Source organism: Bradyrhizobium sp. JR4.1, assembly GCF_040548605.1.
In the GTDB taxonomy this organism is placed as follows: Bacteria; Pseudomonadota; Alphaproteobacteria; order Rhizobiales; family Xanthobacteraceae; genus Bradyrhizobium; species Bradyrhizobium canariense.
In genome coordinates, this window is the sequence record NZ_JBEPRY010000015.1 from 140,517 (window position 1) to 165,116 (window position 24,600).

Here is a 24,600-nt window from a genome sequence, read left to right on the forward strand (position 1 = left end):
CAGACCTTCTCAGAACTTGTAGACCGCGCGGGCATTGGTGCTGAAGATCTTCTTTCGCTCGGCCTCCGTCAGCGGCGTCTTGAAGGCGAAGCGCGGATCGTCGAAATCCCAGTGCGGATAGTCCGACGAGAACAGGAGACGATCGATGCCAACCCATTCGATCAGAGAGCGCAGGTGGCGGGCTTCGTCAGGCTCGTCGATCGGTTGCGTCGTGAACCAGAAATGCCCGCGGACATATTCCGACGGCTTGCGCTTGAGATGCGGCACCTCGCTGCGGAAGCGCTCGAAATGCTGGTCCATTCGCCACACCGCGGACGGAATCCAACCGAAGCCGCCCTCGATGAAGACAAACTTCAATTTCGGAAAACGCTCCGGCACACCCTCGATCACGAGACTGGCAAGCTGCGCCGCAATGGTGTGCGCGTTGGACTGGTGTTCCTCGACGTAATAGGACGGCCAGCCGCCACCGGTCGGCGCATGCCCGCCATAGCCGCCGACATGGATGCCGAGCGGCAGACCTAGTTCCTGGGCACGCTCGTAGATCGGCCAGTAGCGGCGACGGCCCAGCGGCTCGTTGGCGCGCGGCGAGACGTTGATCTGGACGTATTCGCCGATTTTCGCGCAGCGTTCGATCTCGGCGATGGCGAGATCAACACCGTCCTGCCCGACCAGGATCGAAGCCTTCAGGCGCGGGTCGCGATGCGACCAGAACGCCAGCTGCCAATCGTTGATGGCACGCTGGATTGCGGCGCCGAATTCGAGGTTCTGCTGCGAGAAGATGAAGAGATCGAGCACCTGCAAAATCCCGAACTCGACGTCGAGCGGATCGAGATGCTGCTTCTGCATGAAGGCGAGATCCGAACCGGGCGGCCCGCCCGTCGGCGGCCACGCATCGCGGCGCGCGATCAGCGGCGAAGAGCGCGGATAGGGCGTGGTGAACAGATAGGGCGTGCGCAAATGGCTGCCATATTCCTTCAGATGCTGCTGCCAGCGCTTTGGCAGGAACTCGTTGAGATCGTCGAACGAATGCAGACTCGGATGGACGTCGCAATCGACGATGCGCAGCCGCGAAGCGGCGGGCTTCTCGTCTTCCCGCAGCGGGCGGTCGATGACCTCACTCATGCAAACCTCCAAGGTCAGTTAGCGAGCGACAGCCGCGGAAACGTCTCCAGCGGGTTGTCCACGCACATCTTCGAGATGATGCTGTTCGGCAGGTTCGGCGGGATCGGATCGTCGCCGTCGAACTGCCAATGCGGATAGTCGGACGCGAACAGGAACATCTTCTCAGAACCGATCTGGTCGATGATCTCCTCAACGCTTCTGACGTCACCCGGCGCATCGAACGGCTGCATGGTGACGCGAAAATTGTCGCGAATAATCGCAGCCGGCTCGCGCTCGACCCAGGGCACCTCGACGCGCACCCCGCGCCAGGTCTTGTTGGCTCGCCACATGAAGGCCGGCAGCCAGCTCACGCCGGATTCCATCAGCACGACTTTGAGATTCGGAAACTTGCCGAACACGCCCTCATAGATCAGGCTCAAGATCTGCGCCTGAAATGCCTGTGCCTCGACGAAGTAATATTCGTAGCGGTGCGACGGCCATCCGGCCGAGCTCGGCGCCTGCCGATATTGCGTGCCGGCGTGGATCGCGAGCGGCAGCTTGTACTTTTCCGCGAGCCGATAGACCGGCCAGAAATGCCGCCGTCCCAAGAGCGTCTCGCCCTGCGCCAGCACGAGGATAGAGACGAAGCGGTGATCGCCGGCGCGGCGCTCGATCTCCTCGACCGCCAGATCCGGGTCCTGCATCGGCACCACGATCGAGGCACGCAAGCGCGGATCGCGCGACAGCCACTCAGTGGCGATCCAGTCGTTGATCGCCTTGCAGAAGTCGGCCGCCATGTAGGGGTCGAACACGGCCTGCGCGCCATAGAGCACGTTGATGATCGCGTGACTGGCACCCAACTGCTCGAACGCGCCCTTCTGCACCATCGCGAGATCGGAACCGGGCTTTGTGCCGTTCGCCGGACGCCAGTCGGCGCGGCCGCTTAGCGGCATGCTGGGCGGATAGGAGGTGAGATCGAGCCCGTCGATGGCGCGGCTCACGACCTGCTCTTTCCAGTGATCGCTGAGATAGGGCAGTAGCGTCGTGCGCGTGCCACCAACCGCCGGGTGGATGTCGCAGTCGATCCGCGTCGCTGCCATGAGGTTCCTCGCCGAGATCTTGTAAGCACATCTTATTGGCGGCGTTCTTGTGCGCCGCCTGTGAAGACTGCCCCTGCCCGTGCGGTTGCGCAAGAGCGCACGCCCGCGCGATCGTCATGGCTCTGTTGCATTTCGCAGGCGCGATATGAGGTGTGGCGACATGCGTTCCGGCGCCGAAGCCGCGGAGCGCATTGCTCCGCTGCTTCCTTGCGGATTGTCTATGCCCGTCAAGCGGCCTTGGAGACTTCCATCAGCAGACGTTCCGCCTTGGCATCCTCGATGCGGTTTACCATCCGGCTGCTTTCGTGATTGTCGCGGATGGTCTTGGTCAGGGTGACGCAGGTCTGGATCAGCATCACAACACCCATGGTGAGATAGCCCTTCATCCAGAAATCGATCGGCAGGAAGAAGATGCCGATGGCGACGAGAAAGGCGGAGGCTGCGAAGGACACGTAAGTGAAGGTCACCCAGGCGCCGCTGTGGGGCTGGCCATTCTGGTTCATGATGGTCTCCTGTTGGTTCGAATGACGATGGGTTCGGGATCAGACAGTCGGCGTGCGCTTGGACTTCAACCGCGCCAGCACGTCGTCTGCGGTCGTCTTGAGCCGGGGGCCAAAACCCTGCTCGGCGAGTTTTTCGGCGGTGGCGCGCGGGCCGGTGGCCGCGTCGAGCTCGACCAGCGCGTCGTCAGCGGCCTGGGCTTCCATCTGCCGCTCACGAAGACGCCTCAAAGTGCTCTCCGCCTCCGGCAGCGTGGATTCGTAGGGGCGTGCCGCCTCGATGCCGCTGCGGCGAAGCGAGCGCACCGCTTCCGAGGCACGGGCGACGCGGCGGCCGCGGTCGAGCTCGGTGATGCGGGCTTGCGCGCTTGCGACGTGCCGCTTCAGCCGCGCAATCTCGGTTGCGAACAAGGCGCGTGCCGTCAGCGCTGCATCGCGATCGGCCTCCAGGCCTGCGATGACTTCGGCGGCATCGTTGGCGAGATCCTCGCGGCCGCCGTCGAGCGCCGCAACCGCGCGCGTCTCGAGATCGGCGATGCGGGCGACGGTCGCCTCGAGCTTGCGACCTTCTTGCTGGTCCTGCGCGATCGCCAGCGCCAGGGTCCGTTTGCCACGCTCGAGGGCGGCTGCCGCGTCGCGCATCTGTTGATCGAGGATCAGAAGGGCCGTCCGGTCTTCCAGCTCCTCGCCGGCGGCGGCCACGCTGCCGCGGAAAAGTGTCACTACGGTCTTGAACATTGTTGGCTCCCTGTTATGAGCGCTGCTCACGTTTGTTTGTAGCAAGAAACTTGAACTTCGTTCAAGAAATGTTTGAGCAGCGCTCAGAAATTTGATTGCAAATGGCTAAGGCATTGGAACGCAGAGAGAAACTTCGATCCGATCTGATCTTGGCGGCGGAACGAATGATCGCCGAGAAGGGATTGGCGGGCCTGAAAACCCGCGATCTCGCCCGCGAGATCGGCTGCGCCAACGGCGCGGTCTACAATCTCGTCGCCGATGTGGACGAGCTGATCCTGCGCGTGGGCTCGCGCACTTTGCTTCGGCTCGACCAGGCCCTGAGCACGGCGGAAAGCGCGGGCGAGCCGTCGCCGCAGGGGAGGCTGGTCCGCATCGCCCTCGCCTATTGCGATTTCGCCGCGGAAAATCTCGAACTGTGGCGCGCTCTGTTCGAGCACCGCATGGACGCCGACAAGCCCCTTCCTGATTGGTCCATCGACGACCAGATGCAGCTGTTCCGCCACGTCCACGAGCCGCTGGCCGCGCTGTTTCCAAAACGCGGTCGGGAGGAGCTCGGCATCACTGCGCGCAGCCTGTTCTCGGCGGTGCATGGCATGGCGGCGCTGGGGCTGGAGCAGAAGCTGGTCGCGGTACCGCTACCGGCGCTTCGGGCGGAAATCGCGGGCTTGGTGCGCGCGATGATCGACGGGCTGATCGCGCGGGCGGCGTAGAGGCTGAGAGCGCACAGCTCAACTGTCGGCGGCGACTGGCTAAAATTTCACCTGTCACATCCCATGCAGCGCGCTTAGCTTCGCGAGGTCCACTTCCCTCTCCGGAGCATCCAATGCCCCTCCTCATCCGCGGCGGCACCGTCGTCAATCATGATCATTCGCGCCGCGCGGACGTGCTAATCGACGGCGCGACCGTCGTCGCGGTCGGGCAATCGCTCGACGCGCCCACCGGCAGCGAGATCATCGATGCCGGCGGCGCCTACGTCATCCCGGGCGGCATCGATCCGCACACCCATCTCGAAATGCCGTTCATGGGCACTGTCACCGCGGACGATTTCGAATCAGGGACTAAGGCGGCGCTGGCCGGTGGCACCACCATGGTAGTGGATTTCTGTCTGCCCGATCCCGGCCAGTCGATGCTCGCGGCCTATCAGGAGTGGCGGCACAAATCCGAGAAGGCGGCCTCCGACTACGGCTTCCACATGGCCGTAACATCCTGGTCGAAGCAGATCCATGACGAGATGGAGACCGTGGTCAAAACCTACGGCATCAACACCTTCAAGCACTTCATGGCCTACAAGGGCGCGCTGATGGTGAACGACGACGAGCTCTACAACTCGTTCGCCCGCTGCGCCCATCTCGGCGCCATGCCCGTCGTGCATGCGGAGAACGGCGACGTCGTCGCCCTGATGCAGGAGGCGCTGATCGCGCGCGGTGTCACCGGGCCAGAGGGACACGCGTATTCACGGCCACCGGAGGTCGAGGGCGAAGCCACCAACCGCGCCATCATGATCGCCGACATGACGGGGACGCCAGTCTACATCGTACACACGAGCTGCCGCGAAGCGCATGAGGCGATCGCGCGGGCACGCGCAGCTGGCAAGCGCGTCTATGGCGAGCCGCTGATCCAGCACTTGCTGCTGGACGCCGGTGAATATCAGAACAAGGATTGGGATCATTCCGCGCAGCGCGTGATGTCGCCGCCGTTCCGCGACAGGTCGCATCAGGATAGTCTTTGGGCCGGTCTCCAAGCCGGCTCGCTGCAAGTGGTCGCGACCGACCACTGCGCCTTCACTACCGAGCAGAAACGATTCGGGCTCGGCGATTTCAGAAAGATCCCGAACGGCACCGGCGGCCTCGAAGATCGTCTTGCGCTGCTGTGGACAGCGGGCGTTGCAACAGGACGGCTGACCAAGGAAGAGTTCGTCGCGGTGACCTCGGCGAACATCGCCCGCATCCTCAACATCTATCCGCGCAAAGGCGCGGTCGCCGTCGGATCGGACGCGGATGTCGTGGTTTGGGACCCCAAGGCGAGCAGGACCATCAGCGCGAAGCGGCAGATGAGCCGGATCGACTACAACGTGTTCGAGGGCTTTTCCTGCACCGGCGGACCGGCGGCGACGCTGTCGCGCGGCCGAATCGTCTGGAAGGATGGCGATCTGCGCGCCGAGGCCGGTGACGGCCATTATGTCGAGCGCCCGGCGTTCTCGCCGGTGCATGTCGCCAATTCCACTTGGAAAGAGCTGACCGCCCCGCGCGCCGTGCGCCGCGGAGCGGTGACGCCGTAGGACTGAGATCCGCACGGGATGCGACGCCGTGAAGCGCGGCCGATGGCATGCGCCTTGCTTCTTTATGGTGCAAATTTCTCAAGAGTGGGGCACCCATGAGCGCATCATCATTCGAACTAAACCGTCGCGGCGTGCTCGGCGGCCTCGGCCTCGCCGGAATGACCGCCCTCGCTCCGCGCTTTGCCACGGCGCAAGGGCGCAGCGAGACGCTGCTGGTGGTGCAGGAACTCGGGCCGAACTCGCTCGACATGCAGGGCGTCGGCTCCAACCAAACCGTGAACGGGCTGTCCTGGAATTGCTACGATCGCCTGCTGAGCTACGCCTCCAAGACGCTCCCCGACGGCACGCTGTCCTATGACCGCGAAACGCTCGCGCCTGAACTCGCCGAGAGCTTCGAGGTTGCGGCCGACGGCATGTCCTGCACTTTCAAATTGCGAAAGGACGCGAAATTCCACGACGGCACGGCGGTCACGGCGAAAGACGTCAAATGGTCGTTCGACCGCGCGGTGAAGGTCGGCGGCTTTCCGACCTTCCAGATGTCGGCGGGATCGCTGGAAAAACCCGAGCAGTTTATCGTGGTCGACGATCACACCTTCCGCATCGACTATGTGCGCAAGGACAAGATGCTGCTGTTCAACGTCGCGGTGGTCGTGCCCTTCATCATCAACTCGGAGCTTGCGAAAAAGAACGCGACGGCGGAAGACCCGTGGGCACTGGCGTGGCTCAGGAACAACGAGGCCGGCGGCGGCGCTTACAGGATCGAAAGCTGGAAACCGGGCAGCGAGACCGTGCTGGCGCGCTTCGACGATTGGAAGAGCGGACCTCTCCCGAAGCTCCGGCGCGTGATCGCGCGCGACGTCCCTTCCGCCGGCACCCGCCGCGCCATGCTGGAGCGGGGTGATGCGGACATTTCCAGCGGCTTTGCACCGCGTGACTTCGAGCAGATCATCAAGGAGGGTAAGGTCAAGGTTTCGGGCGTGCCGATCCCGAACGCGCTCTGGTCCGTCGCGCTCAACACGGCAAAGCCGCCGTTCGACAATGTGAAGCTGCGCCAAGCCGTCGCCTGGGCGATGCCGTATGAGCAGATCCAGAACAGCGCGTTCTTCGGGCGTGCCGTTCCCATGTATGGCGGAGCAGCAGACGTCTCAAAGCCGGTCTGGCCGCAGGCGTTTCCCTACGTCACCGATCTCGACAAGGCCAAGGCGTTGATGAAGGAGGCGGGATTCGAAAGCGGCTTGGAGACAACGTTGTCGCTCGACACCGGTACCGCCACGGTCGGCGAGCCGACCGCGATCCTGATCCAGGAAAGTCTCGCCAAGATCGGCATCAAGGCGGCGATCGAGAAGATCCCCGGCGCGAACTGGCGCACGACGCTGAACAAGAAAGAGCTGCCTCTGGCGCTCAACCGCTTCAGCGGCTGGCTCGACTATCCCGAATACTACTTCTACTGGAATTTCCACGGCAACAATTCGATCTTCAACATCTCCTCCTACCAGAACAAGGAAATGGACGCGCTGATCGACAAGGCACGGTTCACCACGGATGCTGCCGAGTACGACAAGGCCGTGAAGGATTTCATCGCGCTCTGCATGCGCGATGTTCCCGTCGTCCCGCTCAACCAGCCGATCCACGATGTCGCCATGCAGAAGGCCATCACCGGTTACGAGTTCTGGTTTCATCGCGAGCCGGACTACCGTCAGTTCGCGAAGGGCTAGTTTTGGCGGGCGACGCTCACGGGGCGTGAGGCGGCTCGCGCCTGCTCGGACGGGAAACCCCGCGCGAGCCGCGCTTGGCTCGCGCGCAGCATCGCCATATCGAGCTTGCCTTGCCGTGATCCATCCAGGGCGCAAGCGAAAATCCGGTAGAATTGCGCGCCGTCATAGGCGACCAGCAGCAGATCGACGCCCGCGTTGATAGCCTCGACAACGGCCCGGCAGACGTCGCGCTGGTAGATCGCCCCCATCACGAGATCGTCGGTCATGACGACGCCCTTATAGCCCCATTTGTCGCGAATGATCCCCTCGACGACGCGCTTCGAATGCGAGGCAGCTCGGTCGGGATCGACGGCCGTGAGCGTGACGTGCCCGACCATGAGCGCGCTGCGCGAATGCGACAGCACCTCGCGGAACGGAAGCCAGTCGGTTGCTTCCAACTCCTTCACCGGCGTGTCGAGATTGGCGCTGAAATGATGCGTGTCGGTGCGAACGCGGCCGATGCCGGGAAAATGCTTGAGCGTGGCACCGACGCCGGATTCTTCCAGCCCACGCACATAAGCGCTCGCGATCGCGCCGACGACGGCCGGATCGGTCGCAATCGCGCGCTGACCGATGAGTGTGTGAAAGTCGAGGCGATTGCGCCGGACCGGCGGTTTGAGATCGAGCACTGGTGCAAGATTGAGGTTGACGCCGAGCCCGGCGAGTTCACGTCCGTGGATGCGGCCGAACCCTGCCGCTTTGGCCTGCTGGTCATCGGGGGCAAGCCCGGCAAGCGTCGCCAGCGCCGGCAGCTTCGTCAACGGCGGCGCAAGATGCCCGACGATGCCGCCCTCCTGGTCCGCGGCGACGACCAGCGCCGGCAGGCCGGCGGCTCGCCGCTTGTCCTGGAGCGCCGCGATCTCGGCACGCAGCGCCTCCACGGTCCGACCCCGGATGTTGTGCCGGGTGACGTAGATGCCGCCGATCAATCCTTGCTCGGCAAGGCGCGCGATCTCCGGGAAGGAGGAATAACCGACCACGAAGTGAGGTCCGAGCTGACGCGCCTCGGCCGCACTGGCGGCAAGAACATCGTGCTTGCGCAGTTCGAATTTCAGGTGCGCCGCCGACATCAGGAGCGGCGGAACGCACCAGAGCATGACGAGGAGCCTGCCGGCGATTGTGCGCCAGCGCCCCCTGCGCAGCAGCACGATGACGATCACGATGCTTGTGACGACAAGCGCGATGTTTCCGCCGCCCCGCAGCACGAGCAGATAAGGATCATTCTTGTTCGCGGCCATGAATGCGACGAGAGGCGCGGCGAGCCAGAGCAGGATGAGACCGATGCGATTGAGGAGCTGCATGATTGCGTCACGCCCAAAGTGATGAACGCATCGCACCTATCAAAGCGATTTGCGCCGCGCGAGGACCAAAACCGCGCCTGCACGAAATCTGCAAAAGACTCCTGAAGCCATGCAGACGACGATCCCGCCTTCTGCACAAACGACGTTCAGACTTCGTGATGCCACCATTCACGAAAGGTCATCTGGACATGACGAGCCTGGCTTCGACGTCGACGACGGAAATCAAACCGATCAGGCCTTCGGCGCTGTCGGCAAAGCTCGCGTTGGCATTGGTGCTCGCCGCGCTCGCCGACTTTCTGCTCTACGGGCAGCGATTGGGGCTGTCACTGGTGATCATGGCCATCGCGATCGCCTGCGCCTCGCTGCTCGCCAACCACGCGACGCTGGATCATCGGCGTGCTGCGATTGGCGGCGCGATCGTTGCGCTTGGTCTCGTTCCGGCCGCGGAAGAGCTCAACACGCTCTCGTTTCCAATCCTCGTGGCAGCGCTGGTCATCGCCCTCCTGCTCGCGACCAATCCGGAGACGACCGGGCTCGCCGACCGCACCCGCGCGCTGCGAAACTTTGTCCTGATCAATCCCTTCAGGGTCTTCCCCGATGCACTTCAAATCTTCAACATGTCGGCACTCACTCGGAGCATCGCACTCTGGCTTCTGCCTGCAGCGCTGGGCGCGGTCTTCACCGCATTGTTCGCCGCAGCCAATCCGCTGATCGAGCAGTGGGTGTTCCTGCTCAATCCAAAGCTCATCCTCGACTATGTCAGCATCCCGCGCGTGCTGTTCTGGACCATGATGCTGGCGCTCGTCTGGCCGTTCATCCATGTGCGCTGGCGGCGCAAGACGATTGCCACAACGACGATCGTCGATGGCCCCGTGCCGCCGCCACTGCCGTCCCAAGTCTCGGCTGAGTTCCTGGGCCCCTCCACCATCCTGCGCTCGCTGATCCTGTTCAATCTGCTGTTCGCGGCACAGTCCATTCTCGACGGCATCTACCTCTGGGGCCATGTCGCGCTGCCGGCCAACATGACTTATGCGGCCTACGCCCATCGCGGCGCCTACCCGCTGATCGCCACCGCGCTGCTTGCCGCCGCCTTTGTGCTGGTCGCGATGCGTCCGGGCGGGCCGGCGGAGAAATCGAAGATCATGCGGCCGCTGGTTTATCTCTGGGTGGGGCAGAACGTTCTTCTCGTCGCCTCCTCCATCCTTCGCCTCGATCTGTACGTCGACATCTACATGCTGACCTATTGGCGCATCGCGGCCTTCATCTGGATGGGGCTGGTGGCGCTCGGACTGATCCTGATCGTCGCCCGCATCGTGCTCGACAGGTCAAACCAATGGCTCGTCGGCGCCAATCTGATCGCGTTAACGATCACGCTGTATGGCTGCTCGCTGGTGAACTTCGATGCGTTCATCGCCGACTATAATCTGAGCCACAGCAACGAAATGTCGGGTAAGGGCTTGAACATCGATGCCAACTACCTCTTCACACTTGGACCGCAGGCGCTGCCTGCCCTCGACAAGGTCATCGCTCATCGGTCGGACGACAACTGCCTTGTGTCGCGGCGCGATCGGCTTGTAGAAGTCCAGCTTCAGGATCTGGCCTGGCGGAGCTGGGGCTTCCGGAATTGGCGACTCCAGCGCAGGCTGGACGCGCTGGCGAAAGCTCGGCCGACGGGCTAACGAGGCAGCGGAGAGATTCTTGGCGCACCGCATTCTCATCGTCGACGACGAGGGTCACATCCGCGAGGTCATCCGCGTTGCCTTGAAGAAAGCCGGCATGGACGTGATCGAGGCGCGCGACGGCAAGGAGGCGCTGAGCCGCTTTGCCGCCGACAAGCCCGACCTGATCGTACTCGACATCGGCATGCCCGAGTTCGACGGCCTCGACGTCTGCCGCGAGGTGCGCAAAGCCTCCGACGTGCCGATCCTGTTTCTGTCGGCCCGCGACGAGGAGATCGACCGCATCCTCGGCCTCGAGATCGGCGGCGACGACTACGTGACGAAACCGTTCAGCCCGCGCGAGCTGGTGGCGAGGGTCAACGTCATCCTGCGCCGTCTCGGCCCGCGCAATGGCGAGGCCAAGGCGGGGCCGTCGGCCCTCGCGCAAGGCGGCCTTCTGGTCGATCCCGAGCAGCATGTCGCGTCCTTCGCCAGCACGCCGCTGAAGCTGACCGCGATCGAGTTCGGCATTTTGCGCGCGTTCCTGACTCGGCCGACCTCAGTGTTCAACCGCGAGCAGCTGATGCGGGCCGCCTATCAGCTCAACATCCAGGTCTCCGACCGCACCATCGACAGCCACATCCGCAACATCCGCGCCAAGCTCGCGGCGCTGGCCTGTGACAACGTCATCGAGACCATTCACGGCGTCGGCTTCAAGCTCGGCCGCTGCGAGAAGGACGCATGAGCGCGGCGCCCGACAAATGGCGGCCGTCGCTTACCCTGGTGATCTTCACGGTGCTGGCGACCGTCGGCGTGCTGCCGCTGGTCGGCCTGTTCTTCTTCCGTCTCTACGACAACCAGCTCATCCGCCAGACCCAGGCCGAGCTGATCGCGCAGAGCCGCGTGCTCGCGACGATCTATGCGCAGGAGGTCACGGCAAGGCTCGACAGTGGCCTCACGCTCGGCGCCGAGGTGCCGCCGAACGTGCTGCCCGACCCCGGCGACCAGGTCACCCCGATCCGCCCCGCGCTCGATCTCACCGCCAACGACCTGCTGCGGCGGCGGCCCGAGGCGCTGGCGGCGGCCCGGCCGGCGCAACCCGCCTATGTCGAGATCGGCGCAAAGCTGACGCCGATCATCCGCGAGACCCAGAAGGTGACGCTGGCAGGCTTTCGCATCCTCGATCCTCAAGGCGTGGTGATCGCGGGGCGGCAGGAGGTCGGGCAATCGCTCGCCCATATCGAGGAGGTCGCCGACGCGCTGCACGGCCAATACCGCGCCACCTTGCGCAACCGCGTGCCGGACAAGCCGCCGCCGTCGATCTATTCCTTCAGCCGCGGCCTCGGCGTCCACGTGTTTTCGGCGATGCCTGTCATCGTCAACAACCGCGTCGCGGGGGTGATCTACACGACGCGGACCCCAAGCAACATCTTCGACCATCTCTACCAGGAGCGGGCCAAGTTCGTGCTGGCGGGGCTTGCCGTGATTCTCGGCACCATCGCGATCGGCCTCGTATTCTCGCGCACCATCACGCTGCCGATGCGCGAGCTGATCGATCGCGCCACCAGAATAGGCCGCGGCGACCGCGAGGCGTTCAGGCCGCTCCGACATTACGGCACACGCGAGTTCGCGCAACTCTCGCACAGCTTTCTCGGCATGGCCGAGCAGCTCGCAAGGCGCTCGGACTATATCGCGACCTTCTCGGCCCACCTCACCCACGAACTGAAATCGCCGCTGACCTCGATCAAGGGCGCCGCCGAGCTGTTGCAGGATTCGGTTCAGGGCAAAGCGGGGAGCCTGACGCCCACCGAGCAGGAGACGTTCATCGCCAATATCCTGTCCGACACAAAGCGGCTGGAAGCGATGGCGCAGCGGCTGCGCGAACTCGCGCGTGCCGAAAGCCTGCCGCAAAACGAGCGCACCGAATTGGCGCCCGTGATTGCCGACCTCAGGAGCCGGTTTCCAGCGAGCTCAATCGAGGCCAGCGGCAGCCTTGACCTGATGATCGGCATGTCGGCTGAGAAGGCGCTGATCGTGCTGTCGCACCTCGCGGACAATGCGATGCGGCACAACGCCGGGACAATCAGGCTGGAGGCGATCGACGAGCGCACGACCCTGCGTCTGACCGTGAGCAATGACGGCGATCCGATCTCGGCGCCGAACCGCGACAGGATCTTCGACGCGTTCTTCACCACCCGCCGCGACCAGGGCGGCACCGGGATGGGGCTCGCGATCGCGCGCGCGGTGATGGCGAGCCATGGCGGCTCGATCAGGCTCAAGCCGACCGAGGACGGCGCGGCATTCGAGCTCCAGTTTCCAATGGGCTAGATCGCGAACACCCAGGCGGCGACGATGGTGCCGATCGTGACCAGACCGGCGATGGTCCAGCCGGCGGCGTATTCCAGCTCAGGATGACCGGTCGCCCGCATGATCTCTGCCGGATCGGCGGTATGCTTCTCTGCCATGACAGCCTCGCACGTTACTTTCCGCGTCATATGTAAGTCGCATCAGCCACCATTAGGTTCCATCACGGAAATGCGAGGAATGACGCAGCTTGGTTTGTTCGCCGATCCGCAAGCAGGGCCTGCCGGCCTTCGCTACACCGATGACTTCGTCGAGGCCGCCGCCGAGCAGGCGCTCATCGGCCGCATCGCAGCATTGCCGCTCCAGCGCTTCCAGTTCGGCGCCTTCGAGGGCAACCGCCGGGTGGCGTCCTTCGGCTATCGCTATGACTACACATTGCAGCGGCTGGCCGAGGCCGAGCCGATCCCGGACTGGGTCGTCCCCGCCGCACGGCAGGTCGAGGCATGGGCGGGGCTTGCCGCCGGCAGCGTGCGGCAAGTGCTCTGCACCGAATACGACGCCGGCGTCGGCATCGGCTGGCATCGCGACAAGCCGCATTTCGACAAAATCCTCGGCCTGTCGCTCGGCTCGTCCTGCAAATTCCGCTTCCGCCGCCGCGGCGGCGACAAATGGGAGCGCCACACGCTCGAAGCTCTGCCGCGCTCGCTTTACATGATGGACGGGGAGGCGCGGTCGCAATGGGAGCACAGCATCCCGCCGGTCGAGGCGCGCCGCTATTCCATCACCTTCCGGACGATGAAGCAGGCCTGAAGAGCGGGCCAAAACAAAAAAACGCGAAAACAACCCCATGCACAGTAGAACGGCCGTGTCGGCGCGAGGCTCGGCCCCGCGGCATAACCGTTTGACACCTCGGGGCAAAACAGCCGCACCGCGCAAAGGCGCAAGGCCCGGCGAACTTGCCTTCCAATTCGCGTTTACATGCTAAACTGGTTCCACGCGCCGCGCGGGAGGAAGCCGCGACTGCAGGTCCAGGGAGCCAAGATGAAGCCCGGTCGATTGATCCTCGCCTGCACCCTCGTTGTCGCTACCGCCTCCGGCGTCGCCGATGCCTCCGACGCGACGCCCGCAAAAGTCTCGGGCTCGACGGCGCTGGCGCTCGCGGGGGTGATCGCGCCGCTGTCGTCGGTCCTGTCCGGCGCCGAGAAGAAGGCGATGGCGATGCTGTTCGCCGCCAACAGCGACATTCCCTACAAGAAGCCGATCGTGGTGACCGCCGATCGAATCGTTTGTCGCGCCGGCAATGTCGACATCACCGTGCGGAACTGCGAGGTCACCTTCGGCAAGAAGACCAGGACGGTGAACGGCTCCACGGCCAGCGAGATCTTCGCCACCGAAGCACTGGCCGGCATTCCGTCCGACGGCGCCGCGGGATCGAATTTCGAGAGCCTGACCAAGCTGAGCTGCACGATCGACCCCAACGCAATCCGCCGGAAGGACGGCAGCGGGGCGGAGTGCACGTTTCAGCCGGGGAATTGAACCACGCGCGGAGGACGAGCCGAGAGAACCATGGGTGCCGTGAAATCGCCTCATGACCAGCTAACTAATAAGGCGAATTGAAAAGACGGGCCAAACGCGCGAGCCCATATCGGGCACGCAGGGCCAACACCGACATGAAGAATTTTCTCGCATTTTTTCTGACTCTGGGCCTGACGGCAGCCTCCGCACAAGGTCCCCTACCGATGCGGCCGGACGCGCCGTCCGATCTCGTCCGGGTGGGCCTCACCGACAACGACACCACCGCGGGCGGCACCGCGCGGCTGTGCGAGCAGGTCACCTTCTCGCGCGGCCTGCGCTACGGCGAGAGCGAAGCCAATGTGCTCGATGTCGCCACCGCCACGACCAAGGCGGATACGCCGCGGCCGGTGCTGCTGTTCGTGACCGGCGACACCTTCACCGGCGACCGCGCCGCGCCGGAGCTGTCGCGCCAGATCCAGGACCAAGCCATGTGCTTTGCCGCACGCAACGACATGGTCGGCGTGCGCGTCAACTATCGGCTGGCGCCCTCGGCGACGTGGCCGGCGGGTGCGACCGACGTAGCGGCGGCGCTGTCCTGGGTCCACGGCAATATCGACCTGTTCAACGGCGATGCCCGCGAGATCGTCGCAGTCGGCTACGGCGCCGGCGCCTTCCATGTCGCCACCCTGCTGGCCCATCCCGAACTCCAGACCGACCGCGCCGATGTTGCGGCAGTCGTGCTGGTGTCCGGGGTCTACCGCGCCGGCAAGGACGCGAGCGACAGCGAGAAGGCCTATCTCGGCAGCGACGCCAGCCAGTACAACAAGCGCTCGGTCTTCCCCGGCATCCTCAATGTCGACGTCCCGATCGTGCTGGCCTGGGCCGCGGATGATTCCGCCGGCGTCACGGCGCAGGGCGAGACCCTGAAGAAGACGCTCTGCGGCGCCGGCCATTGTCCGCGCAGCGCGCTGCTGCGGAGCCGCGACGGCATCGCGAGCGCCTTCGGTCTCGACGGCTCCGGCGACAGCCTCGCCGAGCCGACGCTGCTGCTGGTGCATCAGCTCGAGGCGCGCGGGCTGCCGTAGCGGCGTGCCGGGAGCACGCCGATACCGGCCACGCCTCGCCGACGTTAGCACGCCTTAAACCACGATTCGCGATCCTGGTCGCCGCCTGGAGCACCGCGTGCTATCTAGGAGAGTTACTTGAAGTAGTTCAATCTATGAGGGTCCGCTACAGACCGAGAAAATCGGCGTTTCGCACAACTGTGTGACCCGTCGCTGCCACGATCGGAAAACCGATGCTTACGTTGCTGGCACGATGCGCGGTGATCTCGTTTGCGTTGATTTCGACCTCAGCCGCCGAACCGGTCAAGCTCAAATTGGCCTTCTTCAGCTCCGACCGCTCGACGAGTTATCTCGCCGCGGTCAAGCCGTTCGTCGAGGCGGTCAACACCGAGGCCAGAGGCCAGATCGAAATTGAAACCTATTTCAGCGGCGCGCTTGGCAAGGATCCGGCTGAGCAGCCCCAGCTCGTGCTCGACGGTAGGGCCGACATCGCCTACGTCGTGACGGGGCTGACGCGCAACCGGTTTGCGGATAACGCAATCATCGAAATGCCCGGCCTGTTTGCGAGCATGCGGGAGTCCGTTGCGGTGTTCGGCCGGCTGATGGCCGCCAACGCGCTGCAAGGATACGATGACTACATCGTGATCGGCGCTTATGTCAGCGAGCCTGAGACGATCCACAGCAATATCGCGATCACGTCGTTGAACGATCTCAAGGACAAGAGAATTCGCGTCAACAATCCTGGCGAAGCCGCAGCGCTCGAAAAGCTCGGGGCGCGGCCTGTGCTCCTGCCGGTCAACAAGATCTCCGAAGCCATCGGCAACGGCAGCATCGATGGCGCCCTCGTGAACCCTGCTTCAGTGGTCGATTACGGCATCAAACGCGTTGCGACTTATCATTACCTTCTTGGTGTCGGCGGCGCGCCGCTGATGGTCTTGATGAATCGGAAGACGTTCAACCGGCTGCCGAAATCGGCGCAGGCGATCATCCTCAAATACAGTGGTGCATGGTCTGCCGGGCGCTTCATGGATACCTACGAAGCCGTGGAAAACAGCATCATGGGTGAGCTGAAGACCGATCCCAAACGCCAGGTGACCATACCCTCGCCGTCGGACCTCGATGCGGCCAATGCCGTGTTCGCGGCCGTTGCCGACGATTGGGCTTCGAAAAGTGAGCGCAATGCCGAGCTGCTGAAAACCGCTCGGGCCGAGCTCACGAAAATGCGATCGACGCGGTAGCACTGATGCCGTCACTCGCCAGGATCCGGCCTCAGCGAAACATCGTCACCATCGTCGCCGCGCTCGCCATTCTGTTGCTGGGCGCCGGGACCACCCTGAAAATCACGACCGAACATCTTCTCCGTCAAGATGCGACGTCGACCGCTCGTAGCTGGGCGAGGTTCCTTGCGGCCAGTGTCGCCGATCTCGAGCAGATCGCCGGCGGCGAGCAGCCTTCCGCCGCGAGCATGGCGTTCTTCCGGTCGGCGCGAAATTCCGGCGAGGTCTTTCACTACGAAATATTCAACCGTAATGGCTACTCCCAGTTCGTTTCGACCCGCGAAAAGATCGCGCTCGTCGACTTGTCTGAATATAGCCCCGATGCAGCGCGATCAGCGGTTGACGGTCAACCGATCATCGACGTCGGGGAGGGAAATTCGCCCGACCGACCGGCATTCTTCGCCCGCGCCTATGTCCCGATCCAGACCGACGGTCGCCTCACCGCTGTCGTTGCGGCCTACGTGGATGAAACCGAGCAACGCAAGAATGTCCACAATACGTTCCTGACCGCAGCCGTGTTTCTTTGCCTGCTGTCAGGTCTCGCCTTCTCCATTCCCGCAATTGCCTGGTATCGGGAAACAAAGGTGAAGCACGCTGACCGGCGCATCCGGTTTCTCGCCCATCATGACGCGTTGACCGGGCTGACCAATCGCCCGCAGCTGATCGAAAAACTGGAGAGCGCCATCGCTCGCCTGCCGATGCGGGGCAGCAGCCTTGCCGTACACTTCATCGACATCGACCGTTTCAAGGAGGTCAACGATTCGCTTGGTCACGACGGCGGCGATTTTCTGCTCAAGTCCATCGCCAAGCGTCTTCGCGCCGCGGTCAGGATCGACGACGTGGTGGCGCGGCTCGGCGGCGACGAATTCGTGGTCGTGCAGTGCGGCATCGCCGGCAAAGCTCAGGCCGAGTCGTTTGCGAGCCATCTCGCCGCCGCGATAAATGCGACCGTGAAATTCAAGCAGCACGAGATCCTCACCACCGCTAGCATCGGCGTGGCGCTGGCGACGGGGGAAGACACCAGCCCCGAGGGGTTGCTCAAGAGTGCTGACCTCGCGCTCTACGCGGCCAAGGCCGCCGGCCGCAACTGCATCCGGTTTTTCCTGCCCGAAATGGACACCGAGCTGCAAGCGCGCATCGAGCTTGAGAGGGCGATTCGCGAGGCGGTGCTGAATGATCGCTTCGAATTGCATTACCAGCCGCTCTTCGAAGTATCCCGGCGCCGCCTTGCCGGGTTCGAAGCGCTGATCCGGATGCCTGCGGCGGACGGAACCCTCATTCCGCCATTGACCTTCATTCCGGTCGCCGAGGACTTGCGGCTTATCGACAAGATCGGGGCGTGGGTATTGCGGGAGGCATGCCGCACGGCCGCGACCTGGCCGGCGCACCTGACCGTTGCAGTGAACCTGTCACCCGCGCAGTTCGTGGCGGGCAACATCGGTGACATCGTCGCCACCGCACTAACAGAGGCTGGACTCGCGGCGCACCGGCTCGAACTGGAGATCACCGAAAGCCTGCTGCTCGGCAACACCGAAACGATCATGGCGCAACTCCGGACGCTCAAGACGATGGGCGTTGCCATCGTGATGGACGATTTCGGGGCTGGCTATTCGAGCCTCAGCTATCTGTGGCGCTTTCCGTTCGACAAGATCAAGATCGATCGAGCCTTCATGCAGAGCCTCAACGGCCCCCATTGTCAGGTCGGGACAGTAGTGAAAGCGATCATCGCGCTCGGACGGGAACTGCACATGCGCGTCACGGTCGAAGGCGTCGAAACCGCCAACCAGGCAGCTTTTCTCGAGGCGGCCGAGGGTGATCAGGTGCAAGGCTTCTTCTTCGGCCGGCCGATCCCCGCCTCGGAGCTCGGCGCCAGCATTCTCGCGGACTTTGAGAAGGCAATGCCACCGGCTTCGCCCGCGCCGGCCCAAGCCACCAAGCTGCACCTCGTCAACTTATCAGCCGAACGGTAGCACCGACCCTGTTCCCGTTCGGCCAACGCGGCTCTTGGCGGCTCTCTATTGCAGACAGTTCTCTTGTTTCAACTAACTGTTTCAACACCAAGATTGCATTTGGGTCCGGCCGACGGCATCTCGCTCTGAGGTTGCGCGTTAGCTGTCAGGTGTATGATGCAAAACAAAACGCGTTTCGGTTCGACGCTCGAAAGCGGCGGTCCAGATATCGCGAAGCCTCTCGCGATGGACGGAAACCATGACGCGCACAGTTTGCAACGCGCGTTGGATGCGCGTCTCAGTCCCGGCAATACCGATGCCCCGGCAACTGGCGGCGCTGCGGCCGCGGATCTGGCGCAATCCAAGCCGAGCCGGACGCTTCGCCGATTTGTGAAGGCCGCAGCGGGCATCGCCATCGTCGCAGTATTCGGCTGGCTGCCGCTCAGGGCGCTTTTCCAGACGTCAAGCGTCGAAGCCGTCGTCAATTCTAGGCTCGTGACATTGAGGTCGCCGATCGACGGGAAGATTTCAGCGGGGGCCAGTCTGGCAGGCGATTTAGGCATCGTCAGCGAGGGCACTTTCATCCTTCGTGTCGTCAATCCGCGCGGAGACCGCGTGCGGCTCGATGATCTACGCAGTCAGATGTCTCGCCTCGAAAACGAAAGGCCGAGCCTCGTTTCGAAGATAGCTTCAGCCCAGGCGGCGCAGAAGGATCTGGCGCGTCAGGCGGCCCTGTTCACAGCGGGGCGCATCCGTCAGCTCGAGGCGCGCATCGCAGAAATCCAAACATCAATCGAAGCCGCCGCAGCGCGTCGCGAGGAGGCGGCGGCCGCGGTGGAACGAGCTTCATCGCTTATCAAATCGGGCAGCGTTTCGTCTGTCGAGCTTGGGCGCTTGACGCGGGATCAAACCATTGCCCAGCAAACCGAAATCGGCGCGCGCCGCCGCCTGGATGCAACCCAGGTTGAGCTCACCGCCGCGCGCGAGGGCACGTTCCTCGGCGACAGCTACAACGATCGTCCGAGCTCGGTGCAGCGTGAGGAGGAAATGCGGCAGCGGGCTGAAGGGCTCACCGCGGACGTAGCGCATGCTGATGCGCAAATCTCGTGGCTCGTCGGCGAGATTGAATCCGAACGATCTCGTTACATCAGCCGCTCCGAGGCGGACATCAAATTCCCCATCGCCGGCCGAATATGGGAGGTCATGACGGCGCCTGGAGAGGACGTCCGGGCCGGACAACCGCTCGTCCGTCTACTCGATTGTTCCGGTGCCGTGGTGACGGCGAACGTCACTGAGAGCGTGTATAACGGGCTGAAACTGGGATCTCTCGCACATTTCCGGCCGAGCGCCGGCGGGCCCGAATTGGCTGGCACCGTCGTCAATCTCACCGGCTCCGCAGGGGCCGCAGCGAACCTCGCCATTAATCCCGATGCGCTGAGCAAGGAACCGTATCGCGCGACGATTTCTGTCCCCGACCTCAACGATGGCTCCAACGATTGTCCGGTCGGGCGAACCGGACGCGTCATCTTCTCGGCAGACACAGCGAGAAAGCCATGATCGCCGCGCTGACGCCGGGCCTTATTGCGCTCGGGTTCTGCGTTGCCGTCCTTCCCTGGCTCAGGCACGAAAACTCCGCGGCGCGTTCGCTGATGATTTCAATCGTGTTGCTGCTCATGCTCCGTTATTTTGGATGGCGTATGACGGCAACGGTCCCGCCCGTCGGCTGGACCGCCGATTTCGCCGTGGGATTTCTGTTCCTCATCGTCGAGGCTGCATCGCTTGCAGCGGGTGCACTGTCGCTGGTATTTCTCAGCCGCACGACCGATCGTACGCCGCAAGTCGAAGCCAACGGGCGGTGGTTTGCCGGGCGGCAAGCTCCGCTGATCGACGTATTCGTTTGCACCTACAACGAGGAAACGTCGATCCTGGAGCGCACAATCATCGGCGCCACGGGAATGAACTATCCCAACTACCGTGTCTGGGTTCTGGACGACGGGCGGCGTGACTGGCTCGAAAAGCTTGCCGGCCAGCTCGGCTGCCGCTATCTGGCGCGCCCCGACAACACCGACGCCAAGGCTGGCAACATCAATCACGCCCTGCGGCATGTGGCGGAGCTCGCCGATCCCCCTGACTTCATTTCGATCCTCGACGCCGATTTCGTTCCGATGCCCGAATTCCTCGCCCGCGCGATGTGCTTGTTCGGCGATCAGCGCGTAGGCGTGGTGCAAACGCCTCAGCATTTCATCAATGCGGATCCGATCCAAACCAACCTGGCCGCGACCAAGGTCTGGCCGGACGAGCAGCGTTTCTTCTTCGATATTCTGATGCCATCGAAAGACGCTTGGGGCGTGGCTTTTTGTTGCGGCACGTCGTCGGTCATCAGATTCTCATCCCTCGCGAAAATTGGCGGCTTTCCGACCGACTCCGTGACGGAGGACTACTTGCTGACGCTGCGGCTGAAGGAAATTGGCGCGGGCACGGTGTACCTGAACGAACGTCTGACCTTGGGGCTGGCCCCGGAGGGCCTCAAGGAGTACATCACCCAGCGCAGCCGATGGTGTCTTGGCTTCATGCAGATCTTTCGCGGGCGAAGTGGCCCTTTTTCCCGAAGATCGCAGCTGGATGTTATCGACAGGCTGTCTCTCATCGAAGCATTCATGAGTTGGACCTCGACCTATGTCGTCAAGGTATTCGGTCTCGTCGTTCCGAGCCTTTATCTTCTCTTCGGCGTCAAAGCCGTCCAGGCGGATCTTTTCGAACTCCTCGGATATTTCCTACCCTTCTATGTCTGGTATTCGCTCACCATGGCCTGGATTTCCCGCGGACGCTCCATGGCGGTGATGTCGGATGTCGCTCAATACATTGCACTGCCGGCGGTTCTCAAGGCCGTGGCGGCGGGGCTGCTCAAGACGCAGGGGCACAAATTCAAGGTCACCGCAAAGGGCGGGGATCGCGATCAACGCTTCATCGAGTGGCCACTGCTCAGGGTATACGGCACCGCACTGGCGATTACGCTCGCGGGTATCGTCTATGCCTTCGTGCTTCATGTGCAAGGCGACATGATCGCCTATGGCAGCCTGGCGCTCGCCTGGAGTTTGTACAACGCGATCATTCTGATGATCGTCTGCTTGGTGTCGATCGAGCAGCCGCGGCGACGGAAGGCCGAGCGGTTCGAGCGAGATGAGCCGGTTCTTTTCAATCTCGGTGGCCGGCAGTTCATCTACCGTTTGGCAGACATGTCGATCACGGGCGCCCGCTTCGTGAGCGACAAGCCACCGCCAGTCGGGACCGCGGTTCATTGCACCCTCCAGGAAAGAAAAGTAGCTGCCCTGGTCGTGCGACGAACCGGGGATGGATTTGCGGTCCGGTTTGATGAAACCCTGAACACGCGCATCGATCTCATTCGCGCTTTCTATTCCGGTGACTACGTCAGTGCATTCACCGGCATACGCGCCGCTCCCGTCGGCAAAGCATTATTGATGCGGATCTTCGGGTGACTACGTCTACCACCGGCGGCAGGTAGAAGGGTTGGACAACATGGCTGTCCTAGCAGGCCTCATTTCCTCACAGCGAGGAGATTCGTAGCAAGGAGCATCGTATCCGAGTGCGGCGACTGAGAGCGCCCCGGCAAATCGAGCCTTCTGATACCCAATGCGATAACCGCCGAAGCTGAGCAATATTGAGCTGCGAATCGTCGTTGAGAGCACGTAGTTTTTTTGGGGGGCGTCATGCCAAAGAGCGCGAAGAGATACGTAGCGCTGTTGGGAGGAAGGGATGATCACCGAGCGAAGACAGCCAACCCTTTGGCCCCGGAGTCTCGAAGACGAACTGCGAATGGAGCGCGCCCTCCACTCTCTCGAAAAGGAGAACAAGGACTTGAAAGAATTGGTCGTCCGTCTTTCGGAAACCCTCCTTCGACATGTTTGTCAAAGCGCAGCACTAAGATCGCTGAAGAATAGCGCTGAGCGGAACACTCAAGGTCGGACCGATCCATACTGAGCACGTCACCGTCCCTGCCAAGCCGAGCGCTGCAATCGGTTATTCTCAACCAACGCCCACGTCCAGGCTTTCGGCGCTCGATCGTTCCGGGTAGGGCGCGTTCCTACGTAGGCGCCCGCAATTCGCTGTGAAACCAAGCCAAGGTATGGGCCGATCTCATCGGGTCGACCAGATCGACCGCGATCTGATCGACGAAATCGCAAGCGGGACATTCGAAGGTACGAATGTCAAAACCGGCGGGGCCAGGTGTGATGCGCACCAGCATCGTTGTTGCCTGGCATTTAGGACAAGGCGGTCGTTGAATGGTCATGAGGCTTGCCTGGATCCGGCGGGAGCGCAATACTCTCTGTCATCGATGGATGCCAATGGGAGCGGTGATGGAACATGATGGAACGGCAAGCTCTGCTGCCACCGGTCAATATTGACCACCAGCCAAACTAAGGCCCGCTATCCCAAATGTGAACTTTCACAGATAGAATCATTTTTCATCGGCAACCTGCGCTGTATCGTCCGGTTTCGCGACCGCGGGGTCGAGATCGAGTTCGAGGTCCGCGGACGGCCCGCCACGGTCGGCACGTCAATACGCTTGCCATTCCGTTCGGCCGGCAAGAAGCCCGCCGTCCGGCCACAGCTTTGACAAACGCTTGACGTAGATCAATCGCCTTGCTGCGGAGTGAGCCGACCTCGTTGGGGGCCAACGACAAGGTGTCGAGCATGCGCGTCACCGGCAGGCTGCTGTTCGTTCTGATCATCTCCTACGCCTCGCTCGGGGCGATGTCGCAGGAGCGCGCCGATCAACCCACCGCCGACAACGAAATCCGCATCGGCAATGTCATGCCCTATTCGGGACCCCTCTCGGAGTTCGGCGCCATTGGCCAGGCGGAAGCCGCCTATTTCGACATGATCAATGCGCGCGGCGGCATCAACGGCCGCAAGATCCGCTTCATCACCCGCGACGACAATTCCGACCCCACGACCGCGCTGGAGCTGACCCGCAAGCTGGTCGAGACGGACGACGTGCATTTGATGTTCGGCTCGTTCGGCACGCCGGGCAATCTCGCCGCGCGCTGGTATCTGAACGCGAAGAAGATTCCGCAGCTGTTCGTCGCCTCCGGCGACGAGGAGCTGAGCCAGGCCAAGGCGTTTCCCTGGACCATGGGCTGGCAGCCGTCGTTCCGGTCGGAGGGGCGCATCTACGCCAACTATCTCCAGGCCTATTATCCCAGGAAGAAGATCGTGGTGCTCTGGCAGAACGACCAGTTCGGGCGTGCGCTTCTCAAGGGCATGGAGGAAGGCCTTGGCGATCTGAACCGTCTCGTCCTCGTCGACATCGCCTTCGACATTGCCGACGAGCATCTCGACGGACACGTCTCGATCCTCAAGCGCGCCGGTGCCGATATTTTCGTCTTTCTCGGCGTACCGTCGACGGCGTCCAAGGTGATCAAGCTGGCAGCGTCAATGAAATGGCGCCCGGTCTTCATCGTCAACGACGCCTCGGCCTCGATCGCCAACGCGATGGCGCCCGCAGGCCTAGAGAATTCCTCCGGCGTGATCTCGGCGGCCTTCCTGAAGGATCCTAGCGATCCCGCATGGAAGGACGATCCCGCCATGAAGGACTGGTTCGCCTTCATGGACAAATACCATCACGACGAAAGCACCAACAGCAGCGCGGCGCTCTATGGCTATGCCGCGGCCGAGGCGCTGACGCAGGTGCTGAAGCAATGCGGCGATGATTTCTCGCGCGAGAACATCATGCGTCAGGCGGCTTCGCTGAGGAATTATCAACCCTCGGTCGCGCTGCCCAACATCAGGATGAACACCTCGCCGAACAGCTACCTGCCGATCAGGCAGATGCGGCTGGTCCAGTTCGACGGCCGCTCCTGGCAACCCTTCGGCGATGTGATCGAGACGGCCTTCACGGAAGGCGCGGCGCGGTGAGCTGACTCGGGCAGGGCAGTTGCCCGCTTGAGGGAGCGTCGGCGTTTATCGCATCGAAGGGAGAGGTGCGCTCCCTCCCCCGCTTGCGGGGGAGGGTTGGGGAGACGGTGCATCCGCAATCGAG

21 protein-coding genes are annotated in these 24,600 nt (G+C 63.0%); 14 read left to right on the forward strand and 7 right to left on the reverse strand.

From position 1 onward, the window contains the following. Nucleotides 1-9: 9 nt before the first annotated feature. The 4 genes from ABIB90_RS26420 to ABIB90_RS26435 all read right to left on the reverse strand — a co-directional run bounded on the left by ABIB90_RS26420 (nucleotide 10) and on the right by ABIB90_RS26435 (nucleotide 3,439). Nucleotides 10-1,122 carry an amidohydrolase family protein gene (locus ABIB90_RS26420; RefSeq protein ID WP_007597047.1) on the reverse strand — a complete coding sequence of 371 codons (1,113 nt, stop codon included), beginning with the start codon at nucleotides 1,120-1,122 and terminating at the stop codon, nucleotides 10-12. A 14-nt stretch (nucleotides 1,123-1,136) separates the two neighbouring features. Continuing rightward, the gene (locus ABIB90_RS26425) at nucleotides 1,137-2,201 is read right to left on the reverse strand and encodes an amidohydrolase family protein (protein WP_007597048.1); all 1,065 of its coding nucleotides are present in this window, start codon (nucleotides 2,199-2,201) and stop codon (nucleotides 1,137-1,139) included. Between the two features lie 227 nt (nucleotides 2,202-2,428). Next, nucleotides 2,429-2,704: a YiaA/YiaB family inner membrane protein gene (locus ABIB90_RS26430; RefSeq protein WP_007597050.1), complete on the reverse strand. Its 276-nt coding sequence runs from the start codon at nucleotides 2,702-2,704 to the stop codon at nucleotides 2,429-2,431. Between the two features lie 39 nt (nucleotides 2,705-2,743). Continuing rightward, nucleotides 2,744-3,439 (reverse strand): PspA/IM30 family protein, encoded by a 696-nt coding sequence (locus ABIB90_RS26435; protein WP_007597052.1) that lies wholly within the window; start codon nucleotides 3,437-3,439, stop codon nucleotides 2,744-2,746. Nucleotides 3,440-3,540: 101 nt separating this feature from the next. On the opposite strand from ABIB90_RS26435, the gene ABIB90_RS26440 reads away from it, so the two are divergent. The 3 genes from ABIB90_RS26440 to ABIB90_RS26450 all read left to right on the forward strand — a co-directional run bounded on the left by ABIB90_RS26440 (nucleotide 3,541) and on the right by ABIB90_RS26450 (nucleotide 7,432). Further along, nucleotides 3,541-4,149, forward strand: a complete 609-nt coding sequence (locus tag ABIB90_RS26440) for a TetR/AcrR family transcriptional regulator (protein WP_354201661.1) — start codon at nucleotides 3,541-3,543, stop codon at nucleotides 4,147-4,149. Nucleotides 4,150-4,262: 113 nt separating this feature from the next. Further along, entirely contained in the window at nucleotides 4,263-5,717 is a 1,455-nt protein-coding gene (gene hydA / locus ABIB90_RS26445) for a dihydropyrimidinase (protein WP_007597060.1), read from the forward strand. Nucleotides 5,718-5,812: 95 nt separating this feature from the next. Next, nucleotides 5,813-7,432 (forward strand): ABC transporter substrate-binding protein, encoded by a 1,620-nt coding sequence (locus ABIB90_RS26450; RefSeq protein WP_354201662.1) that lies wholly within the window; start codon nucleotides 5,813-5,815, stop codon nucleotides 7,430-7,432. On the opposite strand, the gene ABIB90_RS26455 is transcribed toward ABIB90_RS26450, so the two are convergent. Continuing rightward, the gene (locus tag ABIB90_RS26455) at nucleotides 7,429-8,772 is read right to left on the reverse strand and encodes a glycoside hydrolase family 3 N-terminal domain-containing protein (protein ID WP_354201663.1); all 1,344 of its coding nucleotides are present in this window, start codon (nucleotides 8,770-8,772) and stop codon (nucleotides 7,429-7,431) included. The genes ABIB90_RS26450 and ABIB90_RS26455 overlap by 4 nt on opposite strands. 188 nt (nucleotides 8,773-8,960) lie before the next feature. Here ABIB90_RS26455 and ABIB90_RS26460 point away from each other — a divergent pair, with 188 nt between their 5' ends. From ABIB90_RS26460 to ABIB90_RS26470, 3 genes are read left to right on the forward strand one after another with little or no spacing between them, the layout of a single operon-like run. After that, complete coding sequence (locus ABIB90_RS26460; RefSeq protein ID WP_354201664.1) at nucleotides 8,961-10,451, forward strand: DUF4153 domain-containing protein; 1,491 nt, start codon at nucleotides 8,961-8,963, stop codon at nucleotides 10,449-10,451. A 19-nt stretch (nucleotides 10,452-10,470) separates the two neighbouring features. Continuing rightward, nucleotides 10,471-11,175, forward strand: a complete 705-nt coding sequence (locus ABIB90_RS26465; RefSeq protein WP_007597067.1) for a response regulator — start codon at nucleotides 10,471-10,473, stop codon at nucleotides 11,173-11,175. After that, nucleotides 11,172-12,758, forward strand: coding sequence for an ATP-binding protein (locus ABIB90_RS26470; protein ID WP_354201665.1), 1,587 nt, complete (start codon nucleotides 11,172-11,174; stop codon nucleotides 12,756-12,758). The genes ABIB90_RS26465 and ABIB90_RS26470 overlap by 4 nt, the downstream gene beginning before the upstream one ends. Here the strand turns inward: ABIB90_RS26470 and ABIB90_RS26475 are convergent. Beyond that, on the reverse strand, nucleotides 12,755-12,895 hold the full coding sequence (locus tag ABIB90_RS26475) for a hypothetical protein (protein ID WP_007597071.1): 141 nt from the start codon (nucleotides 12,893-12,895) through the stop codon (nucleotides 12,755-12,757). The genes ABIB90_RS26470 and ABIB90_RS26475 overlap by 4 nt on opposite strands. Before the next feature lie 79 nt (nucleotides 12,896-12,974). Here ABIB90_RS26475 and ABIB90_RS26480 point away from each other — a divergent pair, with 79 nt between their 5' ends. The 7 genes from ABIB90_RS26480 to ABIB90_RS26510 all read left to right on the forward strand — a co-directional run bounded on the left by ABIB90_RS26480 (nucleotide 12,975) and on the right by ABIB90_RS26510 (nucleotide 22,036). Further along, a complete protein-coding gene (locus ABIB90_RS26480) occupies nucleotides 12,975-13,544 on the forward strand; it encodes an alpha-ketoglutarate-dependent dioxygenase AlkB (protein ID WP_219680681.1) in 570 nt (189 codons plus the stop codon). Nucleotides 13,545-13,775: 231 nt separating this feature from the next. After that, on the forward strand, nucleotides 13,776-14,270 hold the full coding sequence (locus tag ABIB90_RS26485; RefSeq protein ID WP_007597073.1) for a hypothetical protein: 495 nt from the start codon (nucleotides 13,776-13,778) through the stop codon (nucleotides 14,268-14,270). Nucleotides 14,271-14,404: 134 nt separating this feature from the next. Next, nucleotides 14,405-15,334: an alpha/beta hydrolase gene (locus ABIB90_RS26490; RefSeq protein ID WP_354128670.1), complete on the forward strand. Its 930-nt coding sequence runs from the start codon at nucleotides 14,405-14,407 to the stop codon at nucleotides 15,332-15,334. A 212-nt stretch (nucleotides 15,335-15,546) separates the two neighbouring features. Beyond that, nucleotides 15,547-16,551: a TRAP transporter substrate-binding protein gene (locus ABIB90_RS26495; protein WP_007597075.1), complete on the forward strand. Its 1,005-nt coding sequence runs from the start codon at nucleotides 15,547-15,549 to the stop codon at nucleotides 16,549-16,551. 5 nt (nucleotides 16,552-16,556) lie between these two features. Next, nucleotides 16,557-18,560, forward strand: coding sequence for a putative bifunctional diguanylate cyclase/phosphodiesterase (locus tag ABIB90_RS26500; RefSeq protein WP_354201666.1), 2,004 nt, complete (start codon nucleotides 16,557-16,559; stop codon nucleotides 18,558-18,560). A gap of 153 nt (nucleotides 18,561-18,713) precedes the next feature. Continuing rightward, nucleotides 18,714-20,096, forward strand: a complete 1,383-nt coding sequence (locus ABIB90_RS26505; RefSeq protein ID WP_354201667.1) for an HlyD family secretion protein — start codon at nucleotides 18,714-18,716, stop codon at nucleotides 20,094-20,096. Then, a complete protein-coding gene (locus ABIB90_RS26510) occupies nucleotides 20,093-22,036 on the forward strand; it encodes a glycosyltransferase (protein WP_219680673.1) in 1,944 nt (647 codons plus the stop codon). Before ABIB90_RS26505 ends, ABIB90_RS26510 begins: the two co-directional genes overlap by 4 nt. Before the next feature lie 605 nt (nucleotides 22,037-22,641). Here ABIB90_RS26510 and ABIB90_RS26515 read toward each other — a convergent pair. Further along, complete coding sequence (locus ABIB90_RS26515) at nucleotides 22,642-22,803, reverse strand: response regulator (protein ID WP_219680670.1); 162 nt, start codon at nucleotides 22,801-22,803, stop codon at nucleotides 22,642-22,644. Between the two features lie 449 nt (nucleotides 22,804-23,252). On the opposite strand from ABIB90_RS26515, the gene ABIB90_RS26520 reads away from it, so the two are divergent. Then, the gene (locus ABIB90_RS26520; protein WP_354201677.1) at nucleotides 23,253-24,476 is read left to right on the forward strand and encodes an ABC transporter substrate-binding protein; all 1,224 of its coding nucleotides are present in this window, start codon (nucleotides 23,253-23,255) and stop codon (nucleotides 24,474-24,476) included. The last annotated feature ends 124 nt before the right edge of the window (nucleotides 24,477-24,600 follow it).

Excerpts from the sequence above, each read along its gene's own strand:
- ABIB90_RS26420 (WP_007597047.1), bottom strand. The coding sequence starts at position 1,122 with ATGAGTGAGGTCATCGACCGCCCGCTGCGGGAAGACGAGAAGCCCGCC.
- ABIB90_RS26430 (WP_007597050.1), bottom strand. The coding sequence starts at position 2,704 with ATGAACCAGAATGGCCAGCCCCACAGCGGCGCCTGGGTGACCTTCACT.
- ABIB90_RS26460 (WP_354201664.1), top strand. The coding sequence starts at position 8,961 with ATGACGAGCCTGGCTTCGACGTCGACGACGGAAATCAAACCGATCAGG.
- ABIB90_RS26480 (WP_219680681.1), top strand. The coding sequence starts at position 12,975 with ATGACGCAGCTTGGTTTGTTCGCCGATCCGCAAGCAGGGCCTGCCGGC.
- ABIB90_RS26515 (WP_219680670.1), bottom strand. The coding sequence starts at position 22,803 with ATGCTGGTGCGCATCACACCTGGCCCCGCCGGTTTTGACATTCGTACC.
- ABIB90_RS26450 (WP_354201662.1), top strand. The coding sequence starts at position 5,813 with ATGAGCGCATCATCATTCGAACTAAACCGTCGCGGCGTGCTCGGCGGC.
- hydA (WP_007597060.1), top strand. The coding sequence starts at position 4,263 with ATGCCCCTCCTCATCCGCGGCGGCACCGTCGTCAATCATGATCATTCG.
- ABIB90_RS26505 (WP_354201667.1), top strand. The coding sequence starts at position 18,714 with ATGATGCAAAACAAAACGCGTTTCGGTTCGACGCTCGAAAGCGGCGGT.
- ABIB90_RS26455 (WP_354201663.1), bottom strand. The coding sequence starts at position 8,772 with ATGCAGCTCCTCAATCGCATCGGTCTCATCCTGCTCTGGCTCGCCGCG.
- ABIB90_RS26490 (WP_354128670.1), top strand. The coding sequence starts at position 14,405 with ATGAAGAATTTTCTCGCATTTTTTCTGACTCTGGGCCTGACGGCAGCC.
- ABIB90_RS26475 (WP_007597071.1), bottom strand. The coding sequence starts at position 12,895 with ATGGCAGAGAAGCATACCGCCGATCCGGCAGAGATCATGCGGGCGACC.
- ABIB90_RS26500 (WP_354201666.1), top strand. The coding sequence starts at position 16,557 with ATGCCGTCACTCGCCAGGATCCGGCCTCAGCGAAACATCGTCACCATC.
- ABIB90_RS26485 (WP_007597073.1), top strand. The coding sequence starts at position 13,776 with ATGAAGCCCGGTCGATTGATCCTCGCCTGCACCCTCGTTGTCGCTACC.
- ABIB90_RS26440 (WP_354201661.1), top strand. The coding sequence starts at position 3,541 with ATGGCTAAGGCATTGGAACGCAGAGAGAAACTTCGATCCGATCTGATC.
- ABIB90_RS26470 (WP_354201665.1), top strand. The coding sequence starts at position 11,172 with ATGAGCGCGGCGCCCGACAAATGGCGGCCGTCGCTTACCCTGGTGATC.
- ABIB90_RS26425 (WP_007597048.1), bottom strand. The coding sequence starts at position 2,201 with ATGGCAGCGACGCGGATCGACTGCGACATCCACCCGGCGGTTGGTGGC.
- ABIB90_RS26510 (WP_219680673.1), top strand. The coding sequence starts at position 20,093 with ATGATCGCCGCGCTGACGCCGGGCCTTATTGCGCTCGGGTTCTGCGTT.
- ABIB90_RS26435 (WP_007597052.1), bottom strand. The coding sequence starts at position 3,439 with ATGTTCAAGACCGTAGTGACACTTTTCCGCGGCAGCGTGGCCGCCGCC.
- ABIB90_RS26495 (WP_007597075.1), top strand. The coding sequence starts at position 15,547 with ATGCTTACGTTGCTGGCACGATGCGCGGTGATCTCGTTTGCGTTGATT.
- ABIB90_RS26520 (WP_354201677.1), top strand. The coding sequence starts at position 23,253 with ATGCGCGTCACCGGCAGGCTGCTGTTCGTTCTGATCATCTCCTACGCC.